The sequence below is a fragment of the Variovorax sp. GW821-FHT09D07 genome (assembly GCF_059416345.1).
Window position 1 is genome coordinate 33,579 of sequence record NZ_JBWKOY010000006.1, and the last position, 26,256, is coordinate 59,834.

General features: G+C 69.1%; 20 protein-coding genes. 15 read left to right on the forward strand and 5 right to left on the reverse strand.

What is annotated here, in order from left to right:
• The first annotated feature begins 22 nt into the window (after nucleotides 1-22).
• From AC07OX_RS21415 to AC07OX_RS21435, 5 genes are all read left to right on the forward strand, one after another.
• Nucleotides 23-1,036: a Bug family tripartite tricarboxylate transporter substrate binding protein gene (locus AC07OX_RS21415; protein ID WP_495263178.1), complete on the forward strand. Its 1,014-nt coding sequence runs from the start codon at nucleotides 23-25 to the stop codon at nucleotides 1,034-1,036.
• Nucleotides 1,033-2,259, forward strand: coding sequence for a CaiB/BaiF CoA transferase family protein (locus tag AC07OX_RS21420; protein WP_495263177.1), 1,227 nt, complete (start codon nucleotides 1,033-1,035; stop codon nucleotides 2,257-2,259). Before AC07OX_RS21415 ends, AC07OX_RS21420 begins: the two co-directional genes overlap by 4 nt.
• A complete protein-coding gene (locus AC07OX_RS21425) occupies nucleotides 2,256-3,425 on the forward strand; it encodes an acyl-CoA dehydrogenase family protein (protein WP_495263176.1) in 1,170 nt (389 codons plus the stop codon). Before AC07OX_RS21420 ends, AC07OX_RS21425 begins: the two co-directional genes overlap by 4 nt.
• A gap of 10 nt (nucleotides 3,426-3,435) precedes the next feature.
• Complete coding sequence (locus AC07OX_RS21430; RefSeq protein ID WP_495263175.1) at nucleotides 3,436-3,732, forward strand: acylphosphatase; 297 nt, start codon at nucleotides 3,436-3,438, stop codon at nucleotides 3,730-3,732.
• Between the two features lie 164 nt (nucleotides 3,733-3,896).
• A complete protein-coding gene (locus tag AC07OX_RS21435) occupies nucleotides 3,897-4,817 on the forward strand; it encodes a hydroxymethylglutaryl-CoA lyase (protein WP_159279439.1) in 921 nt (306 codons plus the stop codon).
• A gap of 13 nt (nucleotides 4,818-4,830) precedes the next feature.
• On the opposite strand, the gene AC07OX_RS21440 is transcribed toward AC07OX_RS21435, so the two are convergent.
• The 4 genes from AC07OX_RS21440 to nirB are packed head-to-tail and all read right to left on the reverse strand — an operon-like array spanning nucleotide 4,831 to nucleotide 10,345.
• Nucleotides 4,831-6,582, reverse strand: a complete 1,752-nt coding sequence (locus AC07OX_RS21440) for a bifunctional protein-serine/threonine kinase/phosphatase (RefSeq protein ID WP_495263174.1) — start codon at nucleotides 6,580-6,582, stop codon at nucleotides 4,831-4,833.
• 17 nt (nucleotides 6,583-6,599) lie between these two features.
• Entirely contained in the window at nucleotides 6,600-7,412 is an 813-nt protein-coding gene (locus tag AC07OX_RS21445) for a formate/nitrite transporter family protein (protein ID WP_062477339.1), read from the reverse strand.
• A gap of 47 nt (nucleotides 7,413-7,459) precedes the next feature.
• The gene (gene nirD / locus AC07OX_RS21450; protein WP_062477342.1) at nucleotides 7,460-7,801 is read right to left on the reverse strand and encodes a nitrite reductase small subunit NirD; all 342 of its coding nucleotides are present in this window, start codon (nucleotides 7,799-7,801) and stop codon (nucleotides 7,460-7,462) included.
• Nucleotides 7,802-7,825: 24 nt separating this feature from the next.
• Nucleotides 7,826-10,345: a nitrite reductase large subunit NirB gene (gene nirB / locus AC07OX_RS21455; protein ID WP_495263173.1), complete on the reverse strand. Its 2,520-nt coding sequence runs from the start codon at nucleotides 10,343-10,345 to the stop codon at nucleotides 7,826-7,828.
• A gap of 450 nt (nucleotides 10,346-10,795) precedes the next feature.
• Here nirB and AC07OX_RS21460 point away from each other — a divergent pair, with 450 nt between their 5' ends.
• The 5 genes from AC07OX_RS21460 (at nucleotide 10,796) to AC07OX_RS21480 (ending at nucleotide 14,415) form a co-directional block, all read left to right on the forward strand.
• Complete coding sequence (locus tag AC07OX_RS21460) at nucleotides 10,796-11,284, forward strand: YbaK/EbsC family protein (protein ID WP_062477348.1); 489 nt, start codon at nucleotides 10,796-10,798, stop codon at nucleotides 11,282-11,284.
• Entirely contained in the window at nucleotides 11,281-11,550 is a 270-nt protein-coding gene (locus AC07OX_RS21465) for a DUF1289 domain-containing protein (RefSeq protein ID WP_082818188.1), read from the forward strand. Before AC07OX_RS21460 ends, AC07OX_RS21465 begins: the two co-directional genes overlap by 4 nt.
• Entirely contained in the window at nucleotides 11,547-12,185 is a 639-nt protein-coding gene (locus tag AC07OX_RS21470) for a 2-hydroxychromene-2-carboxylate isomerase (RefSeq protein ID WP_139701370.1), read from the forward strand. Before AC07OX_RS21465 ends, AC07OX_RS21470 begins: the two co-directional genes overlap by 4 nt.
• Before the next feature lie 213 nt (nucleotides 12,186-12,398).
• The gene (locus AC07OX_RS21475; protein ID WP_062477354.1) at nucleotides 12,399-14,093 is read left to right on the forward strand and encodes an MFS transporter; all 1,695 of its coding nucleotides are present in this window, start codon (nucleotides 12,399-12,401) and stop codon (nucleotides 14,091-14,093) included.
• Between the two features lie 133 nt (nucleotides 14,094-14,226).
• Nucleotides 14,227-14,415 carry a hypothetical protein gene (locus AC07OX_RS21480; RefSeq protein ID WP_056577413.1) on the forward strand — a complete coding sequence of 63 codons (189 nt, stop codon included), beginning with the start codon at nucleotides 14,227-14,229 and terminating at the stop codon, nucleotides 14,413-14,415.
• Nucleotides 14,416-14,431: 16 nt separating this feature from the next.
• On the opposite strand, the gene AC07OX_RS21485 is transcribed toward AC07OX_RS21480, so the two are convergent.
• Nucleotides 14,432-15,562, reverse strand: a complete 1,131-nt coding sequence (locus tag AC07OX_RS21485) for an ABC transporter substrate-binding protein (protein WP_062477357.1) — start codon at nucleotides 15,560-15,562, stop codon at nucleotides 14,432-14,434.
• A gap of 185 nt (nucleotides 15,563-15,747) precedes the next feature.
• Between AC07OX_RS21485 and uvrA the strand changes: the two genes are divergently transcribed.
• From uvrA to AC07OX_RS21510, 5 genes are all read left to right on the forward strand, one after another.
• Nucleotides 15,748-21,498, forward strand: coding sequence for an excinuclease ABC subunit UvrA (gene uvrA, locus AC07OX_RS21490; RefSeq protein WP_495263172.1), 5,751 nt, complete (start codon nucleotides 15,748-15,750; stop codon nucleotides 21,496-21,498).
• 116 nt (nucleotides 21,499-21,614) lie between these two features.
• A complete protein-coding gene (gene ocd / locus AC07OX_RS21495) occupies nucleotides 21,615-22,664 on the forward strand; it encodes an ornithine cyclodeaminase (RefSeq protein ID WP_062477364.1) in 1,050 nt (349 codons plus the stop codon).
• Between the two features lie 34 nt (nucleotides 22,665-22,698).
• Nucleotides 22,699-23,745 (forward strand): histone deacetylase family protein, encoded by a 1,047-nt coding sequence (locus AC07OX_RS21500; RefSeq protein WP_495263171.1) that lies wholly within the window; start codon nucleotides 22,699-22,701, stop codon nucleotides 23,743-23,745.
• A gap of 105 nt (nucleotides 23,746-23,850) precedes the next feature.
• On the forward strand, nucleotides 23,851-24,819 hold the full coding sequence (locus AC07OX_RS21505; protein WP_495263170.1) for a Bug family tripartite tricarboxylate transporter substrate binding protein: 969 nt from the start codon (nucleotides 23,851-23,853) through the stop codon (nucleotides 24,817-24,819).
• A 226-nt stretch (nucleotides 24,820-25,045) separates the two neighbouring features.
• Nucleotides 25,046-26,242: a porin gene (locus AC07OX_RS21510; RefSeq protein ID WP_495263169.1), complete on the forward strand. Its 1,197-nt coding sequence runs from the start codon at nucleotides 25,046-25,048 to the stop codon at nucleotides 26,240-26,242.
• Nucleotides 26,243-26,256 lie beyond the last annotated feature (14 nt).

The following is a 26,256-nucleotide window of genomic DNA, read 5'->3' on the forward strand; positions in this document are numbered from 1 at the left end:
GACAACCCCCGGAGACACAACCATGCAGACGAAGAACGCGACAGAAACAGTCGCGGTGGAAAGCCGCCGCCGTTTCATTTCCATCGGCGCCGCGGCGGGCCTCGTGGGCGCCGCGCCCTGGGCCTTCGCGCAGGACGGCGGCTATCCGAAGCAGCCGATCAAGCTCGTCGTGCCCTTCGCGGCCGGAAGCGGCACCGACGCGGTGGCGCGCATCACCGCGCAGATGCTGGGCGAGGCGCTCAAGGCCTCGGTGATCGTCGACAACCGGGCCGGCGCCAGCGGCGTGATCGCGGCCGAGCTGGTGGCCAAGGCGCCGCCCGACGGCTACACGCTCTTCATGACGACCAACACCACGCACTCGGCCAACCCGAGCCTGATGAAGTCGCTGCCCTACGACCCGGTGAAAGATTTCGCGCCCGTCAGCCGCATGGGCAACCTGCCGTTCATGCTGGTGGTGAACAACGACCTGCCCGTGAAGAGCGTGGCCGAGCTGCTGGCCTGGGGCCGCGCGCATCCCGGCAAGCTCACCTACGCCAGCGGCAACAGCACCGGCATCGTGAGCGGCGCCACGCTGTCGCGCATGAGCGGTATCCCGATGCTGCACGTGCCCTACAAGAGCACGCCGCCGGCCATCGCCGACCTCATCGGCGGACAGGTGTCGATGATGGTGGTCGACCTCGCCGCGGGGCTCGCCACGGTCAAGGCCGGCAAGATGCGCGCCATTGCGGTCACCACGCAGGAGCGCACCAAGCTCTTTCCCGAACTGCCGCCGCTGGCCGACACGCCCGAGCTCAAGGGCTTCGACATCACCTCGTGGAACGGCGTGTTCGCGCCGGCCGGCACGCCGCGCGATGTCGTGCTCAAGCTCAACAAGGCGTTGTCGGAGATGGCGAACGGTGCCGCCTTCCGCGAGCGCGTGAGCAAGCTGGGGTTCGATGCGTTCGGCAGCACGCCGGAAGAACTCGGGGCCTTCACCGTGTCGGAGCTGGCGAAGTGGAAGAAGCTGATCCAGGCTGCGGGCATCCAACCGGAATGAGCGACGCGACCGGACCCCTCGAAGGCATCCGCATCCTCGACCTCACCGCCGTGGTGATGGGCCCGTACGCCACGCAGACCCTCGGCGACCTCGGCGCCGACGTCATCAAGGTCGAGCCGCCGTCGGGCGACAACCTGCGCGCCGTCGGCCCGATGCGCCATGCGGGCATGGGCGCGATGGCGATGCATCTGAACCGCAACAAGCGCTCCATCGTGCTCGACCTCAAGCAGCCCGAAGGCCGCGAGGCCTGCCTGCGGCTTGCGGCGGGCTGCGATGCGCTCATCTACAACACGCGCCCGCAGGCGATGGCGCGGCTGGGGCTCGGCTACGAGGCCGTGGCGGCGGTCAATCCGAAGATCGTCTACCTCGGCGCCTTCGGCTACGGCGAAGAAGGCCCCTACGCCGGCAAGCCCGCGTACGACGACCTGATCCAGGGCGCGGCCGGCGTCGCCTCGCTCTTCGCGCAGCAAAGCGGCGGTGTGCCGCGCTACGCGCCCGTCACGCTGGCCGACCGCGCCGTGGGCCTGCAGGCCGCCATCGCGCTGCTCGCCGCCGTGCTCAGCGCGCAGCGCACCGGCAAAGGCCAGGCGGTGGAAGTGCCGATGTTCGAGGCGCTCTCGCAGTTCGTCATGGGCGACCACCTCGGCGGCCACAGCTTCGAGCCGCCGCTCGGGCCCACCGGCTACGCGCGCCTGCTCGCGGAGCACCGCAAGCCCTACGCCACGGCCGACGGTTACCTCGGCGTGCTCATCTACAACGACAAGCACTGGCAGGCCTTCTTCGACGTGATCGGCCGGCCCGAGCTGCGCAGCTCGCCGATGTTCGGCACGCACACGGCGCGCGCCGCGAACATCGGCGCGGTCTATGCGTTCGTGGCCGAGGTGATGGCCACGCGCGGCAGCGACGAATGGATGGCGCTGCTCGAAGCCGCCGACATTCCCGTCGCGCGCCTGCACACCACCGAGAGCCTGCTCGACGACCCGCACCTGCGCGCCGTCGATTTCTTCCCCGAGTTCGATCACCCGAGCGAAGGCCGCATCCGCACGCTCGCGCCTGTCGGCCGCTACAGCGCCACGCCCGCGGCCATCCGCCGGCCCGCGCCGCGCATCGGCGAGCAGAGCGTCGAGCTGCTGCGCGAAGCGGGCTATGCGGACGACGCCATCGACCGCATGCTCGCGCGCGGCGTCACGCTGCAGCCGGAACCCACGAAAGACAGCGAATGAATTTCTCCCTGAACGAAGACCAGCGCTCGCTCGTCGCGGCCATCGAGCGCCTGTGCGAAGACTTCCCCGTCGACTACTGGCGCGACCACGACGACCGCGCCGTGTTCCCGCACGAATTCCACCGCGCCGTCGCCGACAGCGGCTGGCTCGGCATCGCCATGCCCGAGGCGCAGGGCGGCGCGGGCTTGGGCATCACCGAGGCGGCGCTGATGATGCGTGCCATCAGCGCGTCGGGCGCGGGCATGTCGGGTGCGTCGTCGGTGCACATGAACATCTTCGGCCTCAACCCGGTGGTGGTGTTCGGCACCGAGGCGCAGCGCCAGCGCTTTTTGCCGCCGCTGATCGCGGGCACCGAGAAAGCCTGCTTCGCCGTGACCGAGCCCGACGCGGGGCTCGACACCACGAGCCTCAAGACGCAGGCGGTGCGCCAGCCCAGCGGCAGCTACCTGCTGCACGGCCGCAAGATCTGGATCTCGACCGCGCAGGTGGCCGACCGCATGCTGATCCTCACGCGCACCACGCCGCTGGACCAGGTGAAGAAGCCCACGCAGGGCCTCACGCTTTTCTACACGGCACTGGACCGCAGCAAGGTCGAGGTGCGCGAGATCCACAAGCTCGGCCGCGCGGCGGTCGACTCGAACATGCTCTTCATCGACGGCCTCGAGGTGCCCCAGGAAGACCGCATCGGCGAGGAGGGCCGGGGCTTCGAATACATCCTGCACGGCCTGAACCCCGAGCGCATATTGATCGCCGCCGAAGCCATCGGCATCGGCCGCGCCGCGCTGCGCATCGCTTCGCAGTACGCGCAGGAGCGCGTGGTCTTCGGCCGGCCCATCGGTCAGAACCAGGGCGTGGCGCATCCGCTCGCGCGCGCCTGGGCCAATCTGGAAGCCGCCGACCTGATGATGCTCAAGGCCGCCACGCTTTACGACACGGGCGAGCCCTGCGGCATCGAGGCCAACGCCGCCAAGTACCTCGCGGCCGAGGCGGCGCACGACGCCTGCCAGAACGCCGTGCTCACACTGGGTGGCATGGGCTACGCGAAGGAATACCATGTCGAGCGCCTGCTGCGCGAGAGCTACATCCCGCGCATCGCGCCGGTCAGCCCGCAGATGATCCTGAACTTCATCGCCGAAAAAGCACTGGGGCTGCCGAAGTCGTACTGACCCACTTTCCATGAACGCTCACGCCACCATCACCCGCCATCTCGTCGTCCACGGCCTCGTGCAGGGCGTGGGGTATCGCTGGTCGATGGTGCAGGCCGCGCAGCGGCTCGGCGTGCGCGGCTGGGTGCGCAACCGGCGCGACGGCAAGGTCGAAGCGCTCGTGGCCGGCGAGGCCGATGCGGTCGAGGCGCTGGTGCACTGGGCGCGTCAGGGGCCGGCCGGTGCGCGCGTGGAGGCGGTCGATGTGAGCGAGGCCGAAGCCGCGAGCAATCTGCCCGACGGCTTCGCGCAGCGCGAAACCGTCTAGCGGCTGTTTTCCGGCGGGGCCGACCGGTTGGCACCATTTGCAACCCCACAGGCGCGCATTGCTACCTTCCGCGACTTGTGTACCAAGCAGCGCGCGGCCATGTGTCGGACAATCGAAGCCGGTTTTTCATCACCCTCCCGCGACAGCGACACCAGAGACATCCCATGAAACTCCCCACCCAGGTCAAGCTCGTCGACGTCGGTCCGCGCGACGGCCTCCAGAACGAAAAGCAACCCGTCTCCGCCGAGGTCAAGATCGGCCTCGTGCACCGCCTGCAGGACGCCGGCCTGAAAGAGATCGAGGTCACCAGCTTCGTCTCGCCCAAGTGGGTACCGCAGATGGCCGACAACGCCGAAGTGATGCACGGCATCACGCGCAAGCCGGGCGTTCTCTACTCGGTGCTCACGCCCAACATGAAGGGCTTCGAGGCCGCCATTGCCGCGCCGCGCGAAGAATGGCCCGACGAGATCGTGGTGTTCGGCGCCGCGAGCGAGGCCTTCAGCCAGAAGAACATCAACTGCTCGATCGCCGAGAGCATCGAGCGCTTCGCGCCCGTGGTCGAGGCGGCGCGCGCCAAGGGCATCGCCGTGCGCGGCGCCATGTCGTGCACCGTGGGCTGCCCCTACGAAGGCGAGATCGCGCCGGCCAAGGTCGGCTACCTCGCGCAACTGATGAAGGGCATCGGCGTGCAGCGCGTGGACGTGGCCGACACCATCGGCGTGGGCACGCCGCGCAAGGTGCAGGCGGCCATGGAGGCCACGCTGGCGCACTTCGATGTCGACGCCATCTCCGGTCACTTCCACGACACCTACGGGCAGGCGCTGGTCAACACGCTGGCGGCGCTCGAGCTGGGCGTGTGGAACTTCCAGTCGTCCTCGGCCGGCCTGGGCGGCTGCCCCTACGCCAAGGGCGCGACGGGCAACGTGGCGACCGAAGACGTGGTCTACATGCTGCACGGCATGGGCATCGCCACCGGCATCGACCTGGACAAGCTCATCGACGCGGGCGTGTACATCAGCGAAGCGCTGGGCCGCGAACCGAACTCGCGCGCCTCGAAGGCCATCCGCACCAAGCGCGCGGGCTGAGCCTTTTCTCTTCTCAGCGCCCGAAGGCGCGCAGCCCCAGCAGCAGCACCACCGCCGCGGCCAGCAGCACGGTGGTGCACTGCCAGAACAGCACCGGGCGGCGCTCGATCAGCGGCGGCATCCGCGCACTCCAGAACTCCGGGCCCGGCGCGCGCAGGTCGTGCGCGAACTCCGACACCGCCTGCTGCCGCTTCGCGGCCTGCGGGTGCAGCGCTTTCTGCAGCACGGCATCGACCCAGGCGGGCAGCTCGGGCCGCAGGTGGCGCACGGGCACATAGCGCAGCCGCCCCACGTCGGCCGGTGTGCGGATGCGCGACACCTGCAGGCCGTAGGGCAGCTGGCCGCACAGCATCTGGTAGACGATCGCGGCCAGCGAGAACAGGTCGGAGCGCGCGCTGCCGCCGTGCCCGGTGAAGTACTCGGGCGCGGTGTACTGCAGCGTGCCTTCGATGGCGAGCGCGCGCGCCTCGCCGCTGCCGTCGGCCAGGCCGGCCACGTGGGTCGCGGCCAGGTCGATGATCTTCACGGTGCCGGTGCGGTCGATCATCACGTTCTCGGGCCGCAGGTCCTGGTGCAGCATCTCCTTGCCGTGCAGCGCCTGCAGCCCGCGCGCCAGCTGCGCGACGATGCCGCGCACGCTGTCCAGGTCGGGCCGGGGGTGGTCGACCATCCATTGCGCGAGCGTGTGGCCGTCGACGTACTCCATGGCCACGTACAGGTGCGCACGCGGGCGCTCGACGGCACTGGCCTTGAGCACGTGCGGGCTGTCGATGCGCCGCGCCACCCATTCCTCGAGCACGAAGCGGTCGAGGTAGCCGGGGTCGTCGCGCAGGTCGACCGACGGCAGCTTCAGCACGGCGGGCTGGCCGGTGGCGTCGTCGGTGGCCAGGTAGACGTGGCTGCGCGCGCTCATGTGCAGCTCGCGCACGAGGCTGAAGCCCTCGAAGCGGGCCCGCGGCGCCAGCGCCGGCGGCATCGCCAGGCCCTCGCGCTGCAGCTGTGCGGGCGGCGCGGCGGCGTCGGGCAGCTCGTCGATGCGCAGCAGCTGCACCGTGATGTCGTCGGTGCTGCCCCGGGTGCGCGCGGTTTCCGCGAGCCAGCGCGCTGCCGCATCGAAGTCGTCGGCATGCCGCGCCAGCGCCTCGTGCACGGCGGTGGCGTCCAGGTGCGTGTAGGCGCCGTCGGTGGCCAGCAGGTAGACCTCGCCCACCTCGGCCTCCCAGCAGCGGTGGTCGATCTCCACATGGGCGCCCGCGCCCAGCGCCCGCCCGAGGTACGACTCGGCCGACGACACGCGCACGCGGTGGTCCTCGGTGAGCTGTTCGAGCGCGCCGGCGTGCAGCCGGTGGATGCGCGCGTCGCCCACGTGCAGCAGGTGCGCGTCGCGGCCCTTGAGGATCAGCGCGCTGAAGGTGCAGACGTAGCCGCTGTCCTTGTCGAAGCGCGCGTCGCTGCGCATCGTCTGCGCGTGCAGCCAGGCGTTGGTGGCGCCCAGCACGCGCTGCGCCGCGCGCTGCACCGACCAGGTGTCGGAGGTGGCGTAGTAGTCGTCGAGAAAGCCGCGCACGGCGGCCGCGCTCGCCACCTGGCTCACGCGGCTGGAGCCGATGCCGTCGGCCAGCGCCACGGCGATGCCCTTGGACGCGCGCAGCGCGCCCTCGGGCAGCATGGCGCCGTGGAAGTCCTGGTTGACCGGCGCGTGAAGCCCCGCCAGCGAATGCTGGCCGAGCGTCACGCGCAGCTGCTTGCGCGGCGGCGCGGGCATTCGAACGATGCGGTGGCTCAGCCGGCGACGCGCTTGGCCGCCGTCTTGTAGTGCGTGGCGTACAGCGTGAGGCCCACGAAGGTCAGGCCGCCGACGAGGTTGCCGATCACGGTGGGCAGTTCGTTCCAGATCAGGTAGTCCATGAAGGTGAACTTGCCGCCCAGCATCAGGCCGGCGGGGAACAGGAACATGTTGACGATGGAGTGCTCGAAGCCCATGTAGAAGAAGACCATCACGGGCATCCACATGCCGATGGCCTTGCCCGACACGGTGGTCGACATCATGGCCGCGACCACGCCGGTCGAGACCATCCAGTTGCACATCACGCCGCGGATGAACAGCGTGAGCATGCCGGCCGCGCCGTGCGCCGCGTAGCCGACGGTGCGGCCTTCGCCGATGTGGCCGAGCTTCTCGCCGATGGCGTTGGGTGCCTCGCTGAAGCCGAAGGTGAAGATGATCGCCATGAACACCGCCACCGTGAGCGCGCCCGCGAAGTTGCCCACGAACACCAGGCTCCAGTTGCGCATCACGCCGCCCCAGGTGGCGCCGGGGCGCTTGTCGAGCACGGCCAGCGGCGCCAGCGTGAAGACGCCCGTGAGCAGGTCGAAGCCCAGCAGGTACAGCATGATGAAGCCGACCGGGAACAGCATGGCGCCGACCAGCGCATTGCCGGTGTTCACGGTGATGCTCACGGCGAAGGCCGCGGCCAGCGCGAGGATGGCGCCGGCCATGTACGAGCGGATCAGCGTGTCGCGCGTGGACATCAGCAGCTTGGATTCACCGGCGTCGACCATCTTGGTCACGAATTCGGCAGGGGCGAGGTAGGCCATTCGGGGTCCTTGGAGAGAGGCTGAAAAATGAGAAGAAGAGGGCGGCGTCAGGCCAGCGCGACGAGCACGCGGCCGTCCTCGACGCGCACCGCATGCGCGCGCACCGAGTGCTCGGGCGCCTCCAGGCATTCGCCGCTGCGCAGGTCGAAGTGGTTCTTGTAGAGCGGCGAGGCCACGACGATGCGCTCGCCCAGGCTGCCGACCAGCCCGCGCGAGAGCACGCTGGCGCCGGCCTTCGGGTCGACGTTGTCGATGGCGAAGAGCGAGGGCTCCTGGCCGACGCGAAAGATCGCGACATGCACGCCGTCGACCAGCGCGCACACGCCGGTGTCGGGGAGGATGTCGCCGGCGGCGCACACGGCGGTCCAGTTCAGGGTGTCGGTGGTCATGGGGTTTCCTTCGTTGTCGGTCGCTCAGGCGGCGCTGGTCTCGCGGCGTTCCTCGGGGCGTGCGGGGCGGTTCTGGCCGCGCTCCTGCACGAAGACGATGTGCTCGTCGGGCTTCTCGCTGTTCACGAAGGAGCGGAAGCGCTGGCGCGTGGCGGGGTCGTTCACCGCGGTCTTCCATTCGCACTGGTAGGTGTCGACCACGTGCTGCATCTGCGCCTCGAGCTCGGCGCCCAGGCCCAGCGTGTCCTGCAGCAGCACGCCCTTGAGGTAGTCGAGGCCGCCCTCGAGGTTCTCGCGCCAGGTGCTGGTGCGCTGCAGGCGGTCGGCCGTGCGCACGTAGAACATCAGGAAGCGGTCGATCATGCGGATGAGGTCGGCCTTGCTCAGGTCGCTCGCCAGCAGCTCGGCATGGCGCGGCTTCATGCCGCCGTTGCCGCACACATAGAGGTTCCAGCCCTTGTCGGTGGCGATGATGCCGACGTCCTTGCCCTGCGCCTCGGCGCATTCGCGGGTGCAGCCCGAGACGCCGAACTTGATCTTGTGCGGCGCGCGCAGGCCCTTGTAGCGGTTCTCCAGTTCCACGGCCAGGCCGACGCTGTCGTCCACGCCGTAGCGGCACCAGGTGGAGCCGACGCAGCTCTTCACCGTGCGCAGCGACTTGCCGTAGGCATGGCCCGACTCGAAGCCGGCCGCGATGAGTTCTTCCCAGATGGCCGGCAGCTGCTCCACGCGTGCGCCGAACATGTCCACGCGCGCACCGCCGGTGATCTTGGTGTACAGGCCGTACTTCTTCGCGACCTGGCCCACGGCGATCAGGCCCTCGGGCGTGACCTCGCCGCCGGGCATGCGCGGCACCACGGAGTAGGTGCCGTCCTTCTGGATGTTGCCCAGGAAGTAGTCGTTGCTGTCCTGCAGGCCGGCCAGGTCTTTCTTGAGCACGAACTCGTTCCAGCACGAAGCGAAGATGCTCGCGGCGGTCGGCTTGCAGATGTCGCAGCCCAGGCCCTTGCCGTGCTTCGTGAGCAGGTCGGCGAAGCTGCGAATCTCGCCCACGCGGATGAGGTGGTACAGCTCCTGGCGCGAGTAGGGGAAGTGCTCGCACAGGTGGTTGTTCACGGCCATGCCGCGCTTGGCCATTTCCATCTTCATGACCTGCGTGACCAGCGGCACGCAGCCGCCGCAGGTGGCGCCGGCCTGGGTGCAGGCCTTCATCTCGGCGGGCGTGCACACGCCCTGGCCTACGGCCTCGCAGATCTGGCCCTTGGTGACGCTGTTGCACGAGCAGATCTGCGCGCTGTCGGGCAGCGCATCGACGCCCAGGCCCGGCTTGGCCTTGCCGTCGCTGGACGGCAGGATCAGGAACTCGGGCTCGTCGGGCAGCGCGATGCCGTTGAGCGCCAGCTGCAGCAGCGTGCCGTACTCGCTGGCGTCGCCGACCAGCACGGCGCCCAGCAGCTGTTTGCCGTCTTCGCTGACGACGATCTTCTTGTAGACCTGCTTGCGCTCGTCGATGTATTGGTAGGCGCGCGACTTCGGCGTCTTGCCGTGCGCGTCGCCGATGCTGGCGACGTCGACGCCCATCAGCTTGAGCTTGGTGCTCAGGTCGGCGCCGGTGAAGGCCGCGTCGTCCTGGCCGGCGATGTGGCGCGCGGCCACGCGGGCCATGTCGTAGCCCGGCGCGACGAGGCCGAAGGTCTGTTCGTTCCACGACGCGCATTCGCCGATGGCGTAGACGTTGCGGTCGCTGGTGCGGCAGTGGCTGTCGATCGCCACGCCGCCGCGCGGGCCCACGGCCAGCAGGCTCTGGCGCGCCAGTTCGTCGCGCGGGCGGATGCCGGCGGAGAACACGATCATGTCGGTCTCCAGGTGCGTGCCGTCGGCGAACACCATGCGGTGCCGCGCGCTCGCGCCGTCGACGATCTCCACCGTGTTGCGGCCGGTGTGCACGTGCAGGCCCAGCGCCTCGATGCTGCCGCGCAATGCACGGCCGCCGCCTTCGTCGACTTGCACCGCCATCAGGCGCGGCGCGAACTCGACCACGTGCGTCTCCAGGCCCATGTCGCGCAGCGCCTTGGCGCATTCCAGGCCCAGCAGGCCGCCGCCCACCACCACGCCGCTGCGCGACCTGGCGCCGCAGGCCTTCATGGCGTCCAGGTCCTCGATGGTGCGGTAGACAAAGCAGTTCGGCCGGTCGCGGCCCGGCACGGCCGGCACGAAGGGGTTGGAGCCGGTGGCCAGCACCAGCTTGTCGTAGGCGATCACCTCGCCGTCGGCCGTGGTGACGGTGTTGTTGCGCCGCTCGACGGCCACGGCCCGCGCGGCCAGGCGCAGCGTGAAGCCGCTGCGCTCGAAGAAGCCGGGCTCGACCAGCGACAGGTCGTCGGCCGTCTTGCCGGAGAAGTATTCGGACAGGTGCACCCGGTCGTAGGCCGGGCGCGGCTCTTCGCACAGCACGGTGACCTGTGCGCCGGGAATGCCGAGCGTGTGGAGTTGCTCGAGGAACTTGTGGCCGACCATGCCGTGGCCGATGACTGCGATCTTCATTGGGGGTCCTGCACGCAACCGGCCCTGGAAGGCGCCCCCGCAGCCGCTGTCGAACAGACAGCGTCGTTGGGGCCCCCGCGACGGAACGGATGCGAAATGGGTTGGAGCAGACGAACCGGCGGCGGGCGGCCATCGGTGCGCTTGAACCCCGCCGTCGTTAGCGGAGGCACTGCGAACCCGCCGCAGAAGCCGGTGGGTCGCAACCCTGTTCAGCAATAAGCGTGCCGCGCTCAAAAGCCCTTGTGGCGGGGCTCATCGGCCGGTGGCGCACCGAAAGCGGACCGGCGCCGGCACGCCGCGCACGTGCGTCGTGCGCCGGCGCTCTCCGCATTGGTGCGCCGGGGTTGAAGGGCGGATGGGGGCGGCGGCGCCGGCGCGCGGGGCTTTTCCGTATGCTCGGGGCCTTGCAACGCAGGGCGAACGCCCTCCACGAACCCCGAAGAACTTGCCATGTGCGGCTCCGAACTCCATTCCCTCCCTGAAGGTGTCCAGCGCGTCTCCCGCGTGCTGCAGGACGCCGGCCACCCCCATGCGCCCCGCATGCTCGACGACGCCTGCCGCACCGCGCAGCAGGCCGCCGACGCGCTCGGCATCTCGGTCGGGCAGATCGCCAAGAGCATCATCTTCCGCCGCAAGAGCGACGAGGCGGCGGTGCTGGTCATCACCTCGGGCGACAAGCGCGTCGACGAGAAGAAGGTCGATGCCATCGTCGGCAAGACCGGCCGCGCCGACGCCGACTTCGTGAAGGCGCGCACCGGCTTCACCATCGGCGGCGTGTCGCCGGTGGGCCATGTGACCAAGCCGGTGGTGCTGATCGACCGCGAGCTGTTCCGCTTCGAGGAAATCTGGGCCGCCGCGGGCCACCCGCACGCGGTGTTCCAGCTGCACCCGACCGATTTAGAGAAGCTCACCGGCGCGCCGGTGGCCGACGTGGTGTGAACTTCGACGAAGCGCATGCGCTCGCCGAGCGCGCAGGCACCGTGCAGCGCATGGACGGCGAGGTGCCCTCGCCGTGCTCGTCGGTGTGCCGCATGGACCGCCTGAGCGGCTTCTGCGAAGGGTGCCTGCGCACCATTCCCGAGATCGCCGGCTGGAGCAAGATGGAAGACGACAGCCGCCGCCAGGTGTGGCGCGCGATCGAACTGCGGGCCCAGGCCGGCATCTGGCGCGTGCCCGAACCCACCACAGGAGACCACGACGCATGAAGCACATCGACTTCTATCTCGATTTCATCTCGCCCTACGCGCACCTGGCGTTCGAGCACCTGCCCGAGGCGCTCGAAGGCCTGAGCGTGAGCGTGGCCTACAAGCCGGTGCTGCTGGGCGCGCTGCTCAAGCACCACGGCCAGCTCGGGCCGGCCGAGATTCCTTCGAAGCGCAGCTGGACCTACCGCCACGTGCTGTGGCTGGGCCAGGCGCACGGCATCCCCATCGAGATGCCGGCCTCGCACCCTTACAACCCGCTGCCGCACCTGCGCCTGGCCGTGGCCACGGGCGACGACGGCAGCATCAGCCGCCTCGCGGCCGAGACCCTCTTTCGCCATGTGTGGCGCGGCGGTGAAGAAGCGGGCGACGCCACGCGGCTGGCCGCGCTCACGGCGCAGCTGCAGCCGAAGCGCGACGTGAACGGCGACGAGAACAAGGCCCTGCTCAAGCGCAACACCGACGAGGCCGTGGCGCAGGGCGTGTTCGGCGTGCCGTGCTACGTGGTCGACGGGCGCCTGTTCTGGGGCTTCGACGGCCTGGCGATGCTGCGCGCCTACCTGCAGGGCGATGCCTGGTTCGACGGTCCGCAATGGACCGGCGCCGACCAGCGGCCCTCGTTGCTGCGCAAGAGCTGAGGCTTTTTTGCTGCTTCGCAGCAAGGACTGAGGACAAACCCGCGCAGGGTCCTTGTTTCTTACAAGCTGAAACGAGCAGCGCGGGTTTCACCCTAAACCGTAAGCGCCCGTTCAGTTTCGCGAAAGCCTCGGGTCAGTCGCGCCTCCAAGAATGCCCCACGGTCCCGAATGCCGGGAACCGATGGACGCATACATACACACCAGGAGACGACGATGGCAGCCACGCTAGATTCAAGGGGAGTGCCGCATCCGGCCCCCCGGCCCATGTCCGCGGAGGAGAAGAAGGTCATCTTCGCCTCCTCGCTCGGCACCGTGTTCGAGTGGTACGACTTCTATCTGTACGGTTCGCTCGCCGCGATCATCGCGAAGCAGTTCTTCAGCGGCCTGGATGCGGGCGCGGCCTTCATCTTCGCGCTGCTGGCGTTTGCCGCCGGCTTCCTGGTGCGTCCGTTCGGCGCCATCGTGTTCGGCCGCCTGGGCGACATGATCGGTCGCAAGTACACCTTCCTGGTGACGATCCTGATCATGGGCCTGTCGACGTTCATCGTCGGCCTCTTGCCCAGCTACGCGACCATCGGCGTCGCGGCGCCGGTGATCCTGATCGCGCTGCGCATGCTGCAGGGCCTGGCGCTCGGCGGCGAGTACGGCGGTGCTGCCACCTATGTGGCCGAGCACTCGCCGCACGGCAAGCGCGGTGCCTACACCTCGTGGATCCAGACCACGGCCACGCTCGGCCTGTTCCTGAGCCTGATCGTGATCCTGGGCGTGCGCACCTGGCTCGGTGAGCAGGCGTTCGGCGAGTGGGGCTGGCGCATTCCGTTCCTGGTCTCCATCCTGCTGCTGGCCATCTCGGTGTGGATCCGCCTGACGCTGTCGGAGTCGCCGGCCTTCCAGAAGATGAAGGCCGAGGGCAAGACCTCGAAGGCACCGCTGGCCGAATCCTTCGGCCAGTGGAAGAACCTGAAGATCGTGATCCTGGCGCTGATCGGCCTCACGGCCGGCCAGGCCGTGGTCTGGTACTCGGGCCAGTTCTACGCGCTGTTCTTCCTGACGCAGCAGCTCAAGGTCGATGCGACCACCGCCAACCTGATGATCGCCGCCGCGCTGCTGCTCGGTACGCCCTTCTTCGTGGTGTTCGGCACGCTGTCCGACAAGATCGGCCGCAAGCCGATCATCATGGCCGGCTGCCTGCTGGCCGTGGTCACCTACTTCCCGGTCTTCAAGATGCTGACCGAAGCCGCCAACCCCGACCTGGCCCGCGCACAGGCCACGGCCGGCGTCACCGTGACGGCCGACCCGAAGACTTGCTCGTTCCAGGGCAACCCGGTGGCCCGCGAGATCGACTTCAAGAGCTCGTGCGACATCGCCAAGCGCTACCTCGTGCAGAACTCGGTGAGCTACGAGAACGTGGCCGGCGCGCCCGGCTCCGCGGCCGTCGTGAAGATCGGCGACAAGACCGTCGAGGCGCCCACCGGCGTGGTCGCGAACTCCAAGTTCGACGAGACCAGCGTCAAGGCCATCGCCGCCTTCAAGAAGGGCGTGGCCGAAGACCTGAAGGTCGCCGGCTACCCGTCCAAGGCCGACCCCGCCAAGATCAACAAGGTGCTGACCATCGTGCTGCTGTTCTGGCTGGTGCTGCTGGTGACCATGGTCTACGGCCCGATCGCCGCGATGCTGGTCGAGATGTTCCCCACGCGCATCCGCTACACCTCGATGAGCCTGCCGTACCACATCGGCAACGGCTGGTTCGGCGGCCTGCTGCCGACCACCGCCTTCGCCATCGTGGCCTCGACCGGCAACATGTACAACGGCCTGTGGTATCCGATCATCATCGCGGGCATCACGCTGGTGATCGGCACGCTGTTCATCCGCGAGACCAAGGACGTGGACATCTACGCTAACGACTGATCGGCGGCATCTGGAGGGGGCCGCGCGGCGGCTGCCCTCCGTTCAACAAAGAGGCTTCATGCCCCGCGGCATGAGGCCTTTTTCTTGAACCCTCTTCTTCCCCTTTTTCTCACCTTTTCAGGAGACAGTACCCATGTGGAAAATCGTTGTCGGCTTCGTCATCTTCGCCGCCATTGCCCTGTATGTGATTTCGATGGGCGGCGACAAGATCGACATGTCCGGCGAGAAGCACGGCGGCGACACGACGCACGCCCCCGCACCGGCGGCCACGCCGGCGCCTGGCGCGTCGGCACCGGCCGCCGCGGCCTCCGCCGCGAAGTAACGCAACGGGGCGCGCGTCAGCGCTTGAAGCGGCCTTCGCTGATGATCGCGAGGTCCGCGAAGTCGATGCCGCTGTGGTCCTGCGGCGAGTAGCTGACCTCGAGCCCGCCGCCCAGGTCGTAGCCCTTGAGGCTTTCGAGCGCCGCGAGCACCTTGGCGCGCGTGGGCTTGGGGCCCGCGCGGCGCAAGGCCTCCACCAGCACCTTGGCCGAGGCGAAGCCTTCGAGCGCGGCCGGTGACAGCTCGCCCTGGCCCTTGGCGCGGGCGAGCGTCAGCGCCTCCTTCACCATCGGCTGGCCCATCGAGCGTTCGCTGGGGAACACCTGCGTCACGATCACGCCGCGGCTGGCGTCGCCCAGCTGCTTGATGAAGCCCGACGAGGCGTTGTTCGACAGCGTGACCACCTGCGCCGCCGAGCCCGCGGCGCGCAGCGCCTTGATGCCGTCGACCACCGCCACGCCCGAGCCGATCCACACCACCGCCTGTGCGTCGGCCTTCATGATGGCGGGCACGATGGTCTTGTAGTCGGGCTTCTCGCGGTCGGCCGGCACGGTCGCGATCGGCTGGGCCTTGCCCTTGGTGAAGCCGTTCATCGCGCCCTGCAGCGCGTCGGCGCCGAACGAGTCGGTCACGTGGACCACGGCGATGCGCGTCAGGCCGATGGTCAGCAGGTGCTGCACCGCCTTCTCGGCCTCGCGCTGGTAGGTGGCGCGCACGTTGAACACATGCTTTTGCAGCGGCTTGTGCAGCACCATCGCGCCGGTCGAGGGGCCGATGAGCGCCACCTCGTTCTTGTCCAGGTACGGGATGATGGCCTGCGAGTGCGGCGTGCCGCGGCTCATGAAGAGCGCGAGCACCTTCTTGTCCTCGATCAGCACGCGCGCGTTATCGCCCGCGCGCTTGACGTCGAAGGCGTCGTCCATGCGGATGACCTCGATCTTCTCGCCGTGGATGCCGCCCTGGGCATTGGCCGCGTCGATCACCAGCTGCGCGCCGCCGATGGTCTCGTTGACGCTGGCGGCCACCGAACCGGTCATGCCCGCGGTCTGGCCGATCACGATCTGGGCCGAGGCGCCCATCGCGCACAGCGCCAGCAGGGCGGCCACGCCGAGCGCGTGCCGTGAACCTGCCACTTTCTTCTTCGTCATGAAAGCCTTTCGGAGCCTTCGGGAGACTCGCTGAACAATTGTGAAAACAAATGTCGCATTTGTTTCATAAAGTGTCTTTGGACGCATCCAGACAAACCCCTGCGCGGGCGCCGCCCATGCGCCGGCGTGGGCCGAAGCGTCACGAAGCACTCCCTAGAATGTTTGCCCCACCCCCCAAGGCACTCATGACACAGGGCTCCATCCGGATTCGCGGCGCGCGCCAGCACAACCTCCAGAACCTCGACCTCGACATCCGCACCGGCGAGATGACCGTGGTCACCGGGCCCAGCGGCTCGGGCAAGTCGAGCCTGGTGTTCGACACCCTCTACGCCGAAGGCCAGCGCCGCTACGTGGAGACCTTTTCCGCCTACGCGCGCCAGTTCCTGGACCGCATGGACAAGCCCGCCGTCGACAAGGTGGAGGGCGTGCCGCCCGCCATCGCCATCGACCAGACCAACCCGGTGCGCTCCTCGCGCTCCACGGTCGGCACGATGACCGAGCTGAACGACCACCTGAAGCTGCTCTACGCGCGCGCGGCCCAGCTGTTCGACCGCGAGACCGCGCTGCCGGTGCGCCACGACTCGCCCGACAGCATCTACGCACAGATCGCCGAGCGCGCGGCGGCCGCGGGCGACCCGCGCATCGTCATCACCTTCCCGGTCGAACTGCCGGCCGGCACCACGGCGGACGAAGTGACGCAGTGGCTGTCGGCCAGCGGCTTCACGCGCGTGCAGGCCGAGCGCGAGGTGGCCACGCCCACGGGCCCGCGCAAGGTGCTCGACGTGGTGGCCGACCGCTTCCGCATCTCGAGCGCCGAGCGCGCGCGCGTGGTGGAGGCCATCGAGGTGGCGCTCAAGCGCGGCAGCGGGCGCGTCACCGTGCATGCGACCGGTGCCGAGGAAAACGCACCCACCGACGTGTGGAAGTTTTCGACCGGCCTGCATTGCCCGGAAAGCGACATCCGCTACACCGACCCGATCCCGTCGATGTTCTCGTTCAACTCGGCGGTGGGCGCCTGCGACACCTGCCGCGGCTTCGGCCGCGTGATCGGCGTCGACCTGGGGCTCGTGATCCCGAACGACAAGCTCACGCTGCGCGCCGGCGCCATCAAGACCATCCAGACGCCCGCGTGGAAAGAAGCGCAGGACGACCTCATGCGCCACGCCGAGGCGGCCGGCATTCCGCGCGACACGCCGTGGAACAAGCTCACCGAGGAGCAGAAGCACTGGGTGATCGAGGGCACGCCCAATTACAAGGACGGCAACTGGAACAAGCAGTGGTACGGCGTGCGCCGCTTCTTCGGCTACCTGGAGAGCAAGGCCTACAAGATGCACATCCGCGTGCTCTTGTCGAAGTACCGCAGCTACACGCCGTGCCCCGTGTGCAGCGGCGCGCGCCTGAAGCTCGATCCGCTGCTGTGGCGCATCGGCAGCAAGGACGACGCCGACGCGGTGCTGCCGCCTGAAAAGCGCTTCCTGCCCACCGGCGCGAAGTGGAGCCGCGCGCAGCTCGAGGCGCTGCCCGGCCTGTGCCTGCACGACCTGATGCTGTTGCCCATCGAACGGCTGCGCAAGTTCTTCGACCGCGTGGAGCACCACGGCAACGGCAGCCCCGCCAGCGAAGGCGAGGCGCAAGCGCTGAAGCTGCTGTTCGAGGAAATCACCACGCGCCTGCGCTACCTGCACGACGTCGGCATCGGCTACCTCACGCTCGACCGCCAGAGCCGCACGCTCAGCGGCGGCGAGGTGCAGCGCATCAACCTCACGACGGCGCTGGGCACCTCGCTGGTGAACACGCTGTTCGTGCTCGACGAGCCCAGCATCGGCCTGCACCCGCGCGACATGAACCGCATCACCGAGGCCATGCTGCGCCTGCGCGACGCCGGCAACACGCTGGTGGTGGTCGAGCACGACCCGGCCGTGATGCTCGCGGCCGACCGCGTGATCGACATGGGCCCCGGCCCCGGCGCGCGCGGCGGGCAGATCGTGTTCGACGGCGGCACCGACCAGCTGCGCGACGCCGACACGCTCACCGGCCAGTACCTGGGCGGGCGCAAGAAGATCGGCATGGGCTTCAAGCGGCTCGTGAGCGAGAACACGCACCGGCTCATCCTCGAAGGCGTGCGCGAGCACAACCTGAAGAACATCACGGTCGACTTTCCGCTCGCGCGCCTCGTGTGCGTGACCGGCGTGAGCGGCTCGGGCAAGTCCACGCTCATCCAGGACGTGCTGGCACCCGCGCTCATGCGCCACTTCGGCAAGGCCACCGAGACGCCGGGCGCGCACGACCGCATGCTCGGCGCGGATCACCTGGGCGACGTGGTGTTCGTCGACCAGTCGCCCATCGGCAAGACCGCGCGCTCCAACCCCGCGAGCTACGTGGGCGCGTGGGACGCCATCCGCGAAATCTTCGCCACCGCGGCGCTGTCGCGCCAGCGCGGCTACACGGCGAGCAAGTTCAGCTTCAACTCCGGCGACGGGCGCTGCCCCACCTGCGGCGGCTCGGGCTTCGAGCACGTCGAGATGCAGTTCCTGTCGGACGTGTACCTGCGCTGCCCCGACTGCGACGGCAAGCGCTACCGGCCCGAGATCCTCGAAGTGAAGATCGAGCGCAAGGGCCGCGGCTACAACGTGGCCGACATCCTGGAGCTCACCGTGGCCGAGGCCGCGGCGCTGTTCGACACCGACCGCGACGTGCTGCGCGTGCTGCAGCCCATCGTCGACGTGGGCCTGGACTACGTGAAGCTCGGCCAGCCCGTGCCCACGCTGTCGGGCGGCGAGGCGCAGCGCCTGAAGCTGGCGGGCTTCCTGGCCGAGGCCGCCAAGAGCGCGACCGCGAGCCGCCAGATGGTGGCGCGCAAGGGCACGCTGTTCCTGTTCGACGAGCCGACCACCGGCCTGCACTTCGACGACATCGCGCGGCTCATGCGCGCGCTGCGCAAGCTGCTCGACGCGGGCCATTCGCTCATCGTCATCGAGCACAACCTCGACGTGATCCGCGCCAGCGACTGGCTCATCGACCTCGGCCCCGAGGGCGGCGACGCCGGCGGCCAGGTGGTGGCCGAAGGCACGCCCGAGCAGCTGCGCGAGAACCGCGCCTCGCTCACCGGCGCGGCGCTGGCCGACTACGAACTGGCCGTCGGCCCCGGTGCCTACAAGGTGGCCGAGCGCGCCGCGCGGCGCTACATCGCCAACGCGAAGACCGCGCCCGGCGGCAACGCCATCGAGATCGTCAATGCGCGCGAGCACAACCTGAAGAACCTCAGCGTGGACATTCCGCGCGGCAAGTTCAGCGTGGTGACGGGCGTGAGCGGCTCGGGCAAGTCGACGCTGGCGTTCGACATCCTGTTCAACGAAGGCCAGCGCCGGTATCTCGAATCGCTCAACGCCTACGCGCGCAGCATCGTGCAGCCCGCGGGCCGGCCCGAGGTGGACGCGGTGTACGGCATTCCGCCCACGGTGGCCATCGAGCAGCGCCTGTCGCGCGGCGGCCGCAAGAGCACGGTGGGCACCACCACCGAGGTGTGGCACTTCCTGCGCCTGCTGTACGTGAAGCTGGGCATCCAGCACTGCGTGCACGACGGCGCGGCCGTGCAGCCGCAGACGCCCGACAGCATCGCCGCGCAGCTCATGCGCAACTTCAAGGGCCAGCACATCGGCCTGCTCGCGCCGCTGGTGAGCAACCGCAAGGGCGTGTACACCGAGCTGGCCGACTGGGCGCGCCCGCGCGGCTTTACGCACCTGCGCGTGGACGGCGACTTTCTGCCGACCACGGGCTTCCCGCGCATCGACCGCTTCAAGGAACACAGCATCGAGCTGCCCGTGGCCAGCCTCGACGTGTTGCCCTCGCAGGAGAACGAACTGCGCGCGGCGCTCACCAGGGCGCTCGAGCACGGCAAGGGCGTGGTGCATGTGCTGAGCGAACTCGACGGCCTGCGCGCCGCCATGATGGCCGGCGTGTCCGCCGTGGGCATCGGCCGCGTGCAGGTGTTCTCCACGCTGCGCGCCTGCCCGGTGTGCAGCACCAGCTACGCCGAGCTCGATCCGCGCCTGTTCAGCTACAACAGCAAGCACGGCTGGTGCCCCGACTGCGTGGGCACGGGCGTGAAGCTCAGCAAGGACCAGCGCAAGGTCTTCGACGATTCGATCCGCGACGACGACAGCAAGGGCCGCGAACAGACCTTCGCCGAGCCCGAGGTGGAAGACCTCGCCGACGTGGCGTGCCCGACCTGCGAAGGCACGCGCCTGAACGCCACCGCGCGCGCCGTGGGCTTCGGCACCGCGGCCGACGGCTCGGGCGGCATCGGCATCACGCAGCTGGCGCGCATGAGCGTGACCGAGGTGCGCCAGTGGTTCGAAGGGCTGGTGCTCAACGGCCGCGAAGCCGAGATCGCCCGCGACCTCGTGCCCGAGATCAAGAGCCGCCTCGAATTCCTCGAGGAAGTGGGCCTGGGCTACCTCACGCTCGACCGTGGCGCGCCCACGCTCTCGGGTGGCGAGGCGCAGCGCATCCGCCTGGCGGCGCAGCTGGGCAGCAACCTGCAGGGCGTGTGCTACGTGCTCGACGAGCCGACCATCGGCCTGCACGCGCGCGACAACCAGATCCTGCTGAACGCACTGCACAAGCTCGGCGAGAAGGGCAACACGCTGGTGGTGGTGGAGCACGACGAAGACACCATCCGCCGCGCCGACCACATCATCGACATCGGCCCCAGCGCCGGCAAGCGCGGCGGCCGCCTCGTGGCCGAGGGCACGGTGGCCGACATCCAGAAGGCCGGCGATTCGCAGACCGGCCGCTACCTGCGCGATGCCATCAAGCACCCGCTGCAGGCGCGCCGCCTGATTCCCTCGCCCGACCCGAAGGCGGAAGACAGCGGCAACTGGCTCACCGTGCACGGCGCCGACCTGCACAACCTGCAGGACGTGACCGCCACGCTGCCGCTGCACCGCCTCGTGGTGGTCACGGGCGTGAGCGGCTCGGGCAAGTCGACGCTCGCGCGCGACGTGCTGCTGGCCAGCGTGCAGGGCATCGTGGTGCAGCGCATGACCAAGGCCGGGCGCGACGCCGATGCCGCGGGCAAGCGCCCGGCCTGGGTCGGCTGCCGCGGCGTCGACGGCTACGAGGTCATCGACCGCGTGCTCGAGGTCGACCAGACCCCCATCGGCAAGACGCCGCGCAGCTGCCCCGCCACCTACATCGGTTTCTGGGACACCATCCGCAAGCTCTTCGCCGACACGCTCGAAGCCAAGGCGCGTGGCTACGGCCCGGCGCGCTTCAGCTTCAACACCGGCGAAGGCCGCTGCCCGGGCTGCGAAGGCGCGGGCGTGCGCACCATCGAGATGAGTTTCCTGCCCGACGTGAAGGTGCCCTGCGAGGTCTGCCACGGCGCGCGCTTCAACCCCGAGACGCTGGCCGTGAGCTGGCGCGGCAAGAGCATCGGCGACGTGCTGAAGATGGAGGTCGACGAGGCGGTCGAGTTCTTCGCCAGCATGCCCAACATCGCGCATCCGCTGCAGCTGCTGAAGGACGTGGGCCTGGGCTACCTCACGCTGGGGCAGCCGTCGCCCACGCTGTCGGGCGGCGAGGCGCAGCGCATCAAGCTGGTGACCGAGCTGAGCAAGGTGCGCGACGACATCACGCGCCGCGGCCAGAAGGCGCCGCACACGCTGTACGTGCTCGACGAGCCGACCGTGGGCCTGCACATGGCCGACGTCGAGAAGCTGATCCACGTGCTGCACCGGCTGGTGAACGGCGGCCACAGCGTGGTGGTGATCGAACACGACCTCGACCTGATCGCCGAAGCCGACTGGATTCTCGACCTCGGGCCCGAGGGCGGCAACGCCGGCGGGCGCATCGTCGCGGCGGCGCCGCCGGAGGAGGTGGTGCGATTGGGTACGCACACTGGCGTAGCTCTAAAGGCCGTGTTGGCACGTTGACGCGCGCAGGCGCACAATGGCTTGAACCCTTGGCGCAGGCGCATCCTGAATCAGCCATGGTGGAGACCGTGTGAACGGATGAAGCGCCGTGTCAGGGCTACGCAAGGAGCCGCGCCATGACCCGCTTCATCGATGTTCACAGCCTGGTTCGCCTGGTGGATGAGACCGGCGTCCCGGAATTCCTCGTCACGCTGGCCGACGCGCTGCGCGACGACTTCCTGCGATGGCGCGAGTTCGACAAGAAGGCGCGCGTGGCCAGCCATTCGCACCTGGGCGTGATCGAGCTCATGCCCGTGGCCGACGATGGCGCCTATGCCTTCAAGTACGTCAACGGCCACCCGCACAACACGCAGGTCGGCCTGCCCACGGTCATGGCCTTCGGCGTGCTGGCCGAGGTCGACACGGGCTACCCCGTGCTGCTGTCCGAACTCACGCTCACCACCGCGCTGCGCACGGCCGCCACTTCGGCCATGGCCGCCAAGGCGCTGGCGCGGCCCGATGCGCGCAGCCTGGCGCTCATCGGCAACGGCTCGCAGAGCGAGTTCCAGGCGCTGGCCTTCCATGCGCTGCTGGGCATCGAGCAGGTGCGCGTGTTCGACATCGACCCGCGCGCCACCGACAAGCTGGTGCGCCACCTCGCGGCCTGCACGCCGATGGAGATCGTGCGCGCCGACTCCACCGCCGAGGCGGTGCGCGGCGCCGACATCGTGACCACCATCACCGCCTACCAGGGCCACGCGACCGTGCTCACGCCCGACATGATCGAACCCGGCATGCACATCAACGCCGTGGGCGGCGATTCGCCCGGCAAGACCGAACTGCACCCCGACGTGCTGCGCGGCGCGCGCGTGTTCGTCGAGTACGAACCGCAGACCCGCATCGAGGGCGAGATCCAGCAGCTGGCGCCCGACTTCCCGGTGCACGAGCTGTGGCGCGTGCTGCTGGGCGAAGTGCCGGGCCGCGAGCGGCCGGAGCAGGTGACGGTGTTCGACTCGGTCGGCTTCGCGCTGGAGGACTACACGGCGCTGCGCTGCATCCAGCAGCTGGCGCTGGAGCGCGGCGTGGGCCGGCAGATCGCGCTGGTGCCCGAGCTCGACGATCCGAAGGACCTGTTCGGCCTCACCGCCTCGGGGCGGCGCCGGGCGGTGCTGCGGCGTGCGGCATGATGGCAGGCCCTGTCGTCACGCCCTTCGCCGCTTCATGCTCACCATCTACAACGACCAGCACGCCCTGCACCAAGGCCAAGTCGAAATGTTCCGGGGCGAGCTGGTGCCCTGCTTCGAGGTGCCCGCCCGCGTCGACCATGTGAGGCACGAGCTGGAACGGCGCGGCCTCGGCCCGCTGCAGGCGCCCGACGCGTTCGACGACGCGCTGCTGGCGAAGGTGCATGCGCCGCGTTACCTCGACTTCATCGCCCATGCCTGGGACGAGTGGGTGGCGCTCGACGCCGCCAACGCCACGCGCGACGCGCTGCCCTCGTACTGGCCCACGCGCGGCATGCGCACCGACGTGCTGCCCCAGAGCTTTCCCGCGCGCCTGGGCCTTTTTTCGTTTGATGCCGGCACGCCGCTGATGGCGGGCAGCTGGGCCGCTGCGCGCCATGGCGCGGCCTGTGCGTGGACGGCGGCGCAGCGCGTCGTCGGCGGCGAGCGCAGTGCCTTCGCGCTCACGCGCCCGCCCGGCCACCACGCGGGCGCCGACTTCTTCGGCGGCTACTGCTTCGTCAACAACGCCGCCGTGGCCGCGCAGGCGCTGCGCGATGCCGGCGTCGAACGCGTGGCCGTGCTCGACGTCGACTACCACCACGGCAACGGCACGCAGGCCATCTTCTACGAGCGCAGCGACGTGCACTTCGCCAGCCTGCACGGTGACCCGCTCACCGACTACCCGTACTACCTGGGCCACGCCGACGAGCGCGGCGCCGGCAAAGGCGAGGGCTTCAACCACAACCTGCCGCTGCCGCGCGGCACCGACTTCACGGCCTGGCGCGCGGCGCTCAAGACGGCGCTCGACGGCATCGCGAAGGTCAAGGCCGGCGCGCTCGTGGTCTCGCTGGGTGTCGACACCTTCGAGGGCGACCCGATCTCGGGCTTCAAGCTGAAGAGCGACGACTACCTGCGCATGGGCGAAGACCTCGCGCGCGCCGGCCTGCCCACCGTGTTCGTGTTCGAGGGCGGCTATGCGGTCGCCGAGGTGGGTGTGAACGCGGTCAACGTTCTCGAAGGCTTCGCGCAAGCCGCGGGCTGAAGGCGGAGTTGCTTCGGCGACAGCAGTCGGGTGAGCCCCGATTGCTGCACCGGGCGGGGCAGGGCCCAATGCGCGGCTCGATCCACGCTTCAGGAGCCTTCCGTCATGTTTCGCCGTTCCCTTCTCCGTGCCGCCACGCTGGCCGCCTGCGGCCTCGCCGCGCCGCTGGCGGTGCTTGCACAGGCCTTTCCCGCGAAGCCCATCAAGCTCGTGATCGCCTTTCCCGCGGGCGGCCCGACCGACATCACCATGCGCCAGCTGGCCGACAACGCCAGCAAGATCCTGGGCCAGCCCGTGATCGTCGACAACAAGCCCGGCGCCGGCGGCACGCTGCCCGCGCAGGCGCTGCAGACCGCGCAGCCCGACGGCTACACCGTCGCGCAGATTCCGCTGGGCGTGTTCCGCCTGGGCTACACCACCAAGATCAACTGGGACCCGCTCAAGGACATCACCTACGTGCTGAACGTCACCGGCTATGCCTTCGGCATCGTCGTGCCGGCCGACAGCCCCTTCAAGACCTGGGCCGACTTCGTCGCCTACGCCAAGGCCAACCCCGGCAAGCTCACCTACGGCTCGACCGGCAACCTGACCAGCCCGCACCTCACGACCGAGATCGTGGCGCAGAAGGCCGGCATCACGTTGCAGCACGTGCCCTACAAGGGCAGCGCCGACCTGATGCTGGCCGTGGTCAGCGGCCAGCTCATGGCCGCGGCCGACAGCACCGGCTTCGCGCCGCAGGTCGAGGCCGGCAAGCTGCGCGTGCTCAACACCTGGGGCGAGAAGCGCCTGGCCAAGTTCCCCGACGCACCCACGCTGAAGGAGCTGGGCTACGACGTGGTGCAGAACTCGCCCTTCGGCATCGGCGCCCCCAAGGGCACCCCGCCCGAGGTCGTGAAGAAGCTGCACGACGCCTTCAAGCAGGCGATGGAAGAGCCCAGCTACGTGGCCTCGCTCGGCCGCTACGACATGCTGCCCAACTACATGAGCTCGGCCACGTACACCAAGTTCGCGCAGGACACGGTGGTGCGCGAGAAGGTGATCATCGACAAGCTGGGGTTGGCGAAAGAGAAGTAAGCGCCCGTCGGAAAAGGGGAGGCGTGCGCGGCGCCTACCCCGATCCGCGACCGCTGTCCTGAACTCACCCCCTATATCCCTCTGTAATCTAGGCGTTAACCCTATGTAATCCCTTTGTCTTCCAGTGAAGGAAAACTCGGACCCAGTCTCGCGGCAACAAGGCCCGGACGTCCCAAAGTCGCGCCCGGTCTCGGCGCAGCGACATCCCCCTCCTGGAGTGACACCAATGAAAAAATCCCTGCTTGTTCTGGCTGCCATCGCAGCCTGCGGCGCCGCGTCGGCGCAATCGACCGTGACCCTGTTCGGCGTGGTCGATGCCGCCTACCGCAACGTAGCGAACAAGAGCGTTTCGACCACCCCCTTCGGTCCCGCCTACAGCGTGAAGGCCAGCCGCACCGAGCTGGCGAATTCGGGCCTGAGCTCGAGCCGCCTCGGTTTCCGCGGCGTGGAAGACCTGGGCGGCGGCCTGTCGGCCAGCTTCTGGCTCGAAGCCCCGATCACCAATGACGACGGCGCCACCGGCGTGTCGAACTTCACCCGCCGCTCGACCGTGAGCCTGGCAGGCAGCTTCGGCGAACTGCGCCTGGGCCGCGACAAGACCGCGACGGTGATGAATGAAGAACAGTTCGACCCGTTCGGCGACACCGGCATCGGCGGCTCGCTGATCATCGACGCCAACGAAGCCAGCGTGCCGGGCAGCGGCTACGGCAGCAACGGCACCTACAAGCGCGCGAGCAACATGGTGCAGTACTTCCTGCCGCGCCTGGGCGGCTTCTACGGCAACGTGGCGTACGGCCTGGCCGAGCAGACGCGGCTGTCGCCCGACACCGCCGCCAGCACCAACACCGGCCGCCACATCGGCGGTCGCCTGGGCTACACGACGGGCCCGTTCGACATCGCCGCCAGCTACGCGCAGAACGACACCAGCTTCACGACCGGCAGCGGCGCCGCCGCCGTGGCACGCCCAGGCAAGGTCAAGACCTTCAACCTCGGCGCGACCTACGACTTCGGCGTGGCCAAGCTGTTCGGCGAGATCTCGCGTTCGAAGGACGAGCGCAACGCGCTGAACATCTTCACGCCCGGCCAGGACGTGGACCTCACCGGCTACCTGCTGGGCGTGACCGTGCCGATCGGCCCGGGCGTGATCCGCGCGTCGTATTCGCAGGTCAAGTACGACTTCAACCGCGTGCCCGTGTTCGGCGTGAACAACGCCGATCCGAAGGCCAGCAAGCTCGCGCTGGGCTACGTGCACAACCTGTCCAAGCGCACCGCGCTGTACGGCACGGTCGCGCGCGTCAGCAACAAGAACGGCGCGGGGCTCACGGTGGGTGCAGGCCCGTCGTACGCCACCACGTTCAACCGCACCGCGCTGCAGGCCAAGAGCTCGATGGGCTACGAGTTCGGCATCCGCCACACGTTCTGATGTCCTGAAGGGTC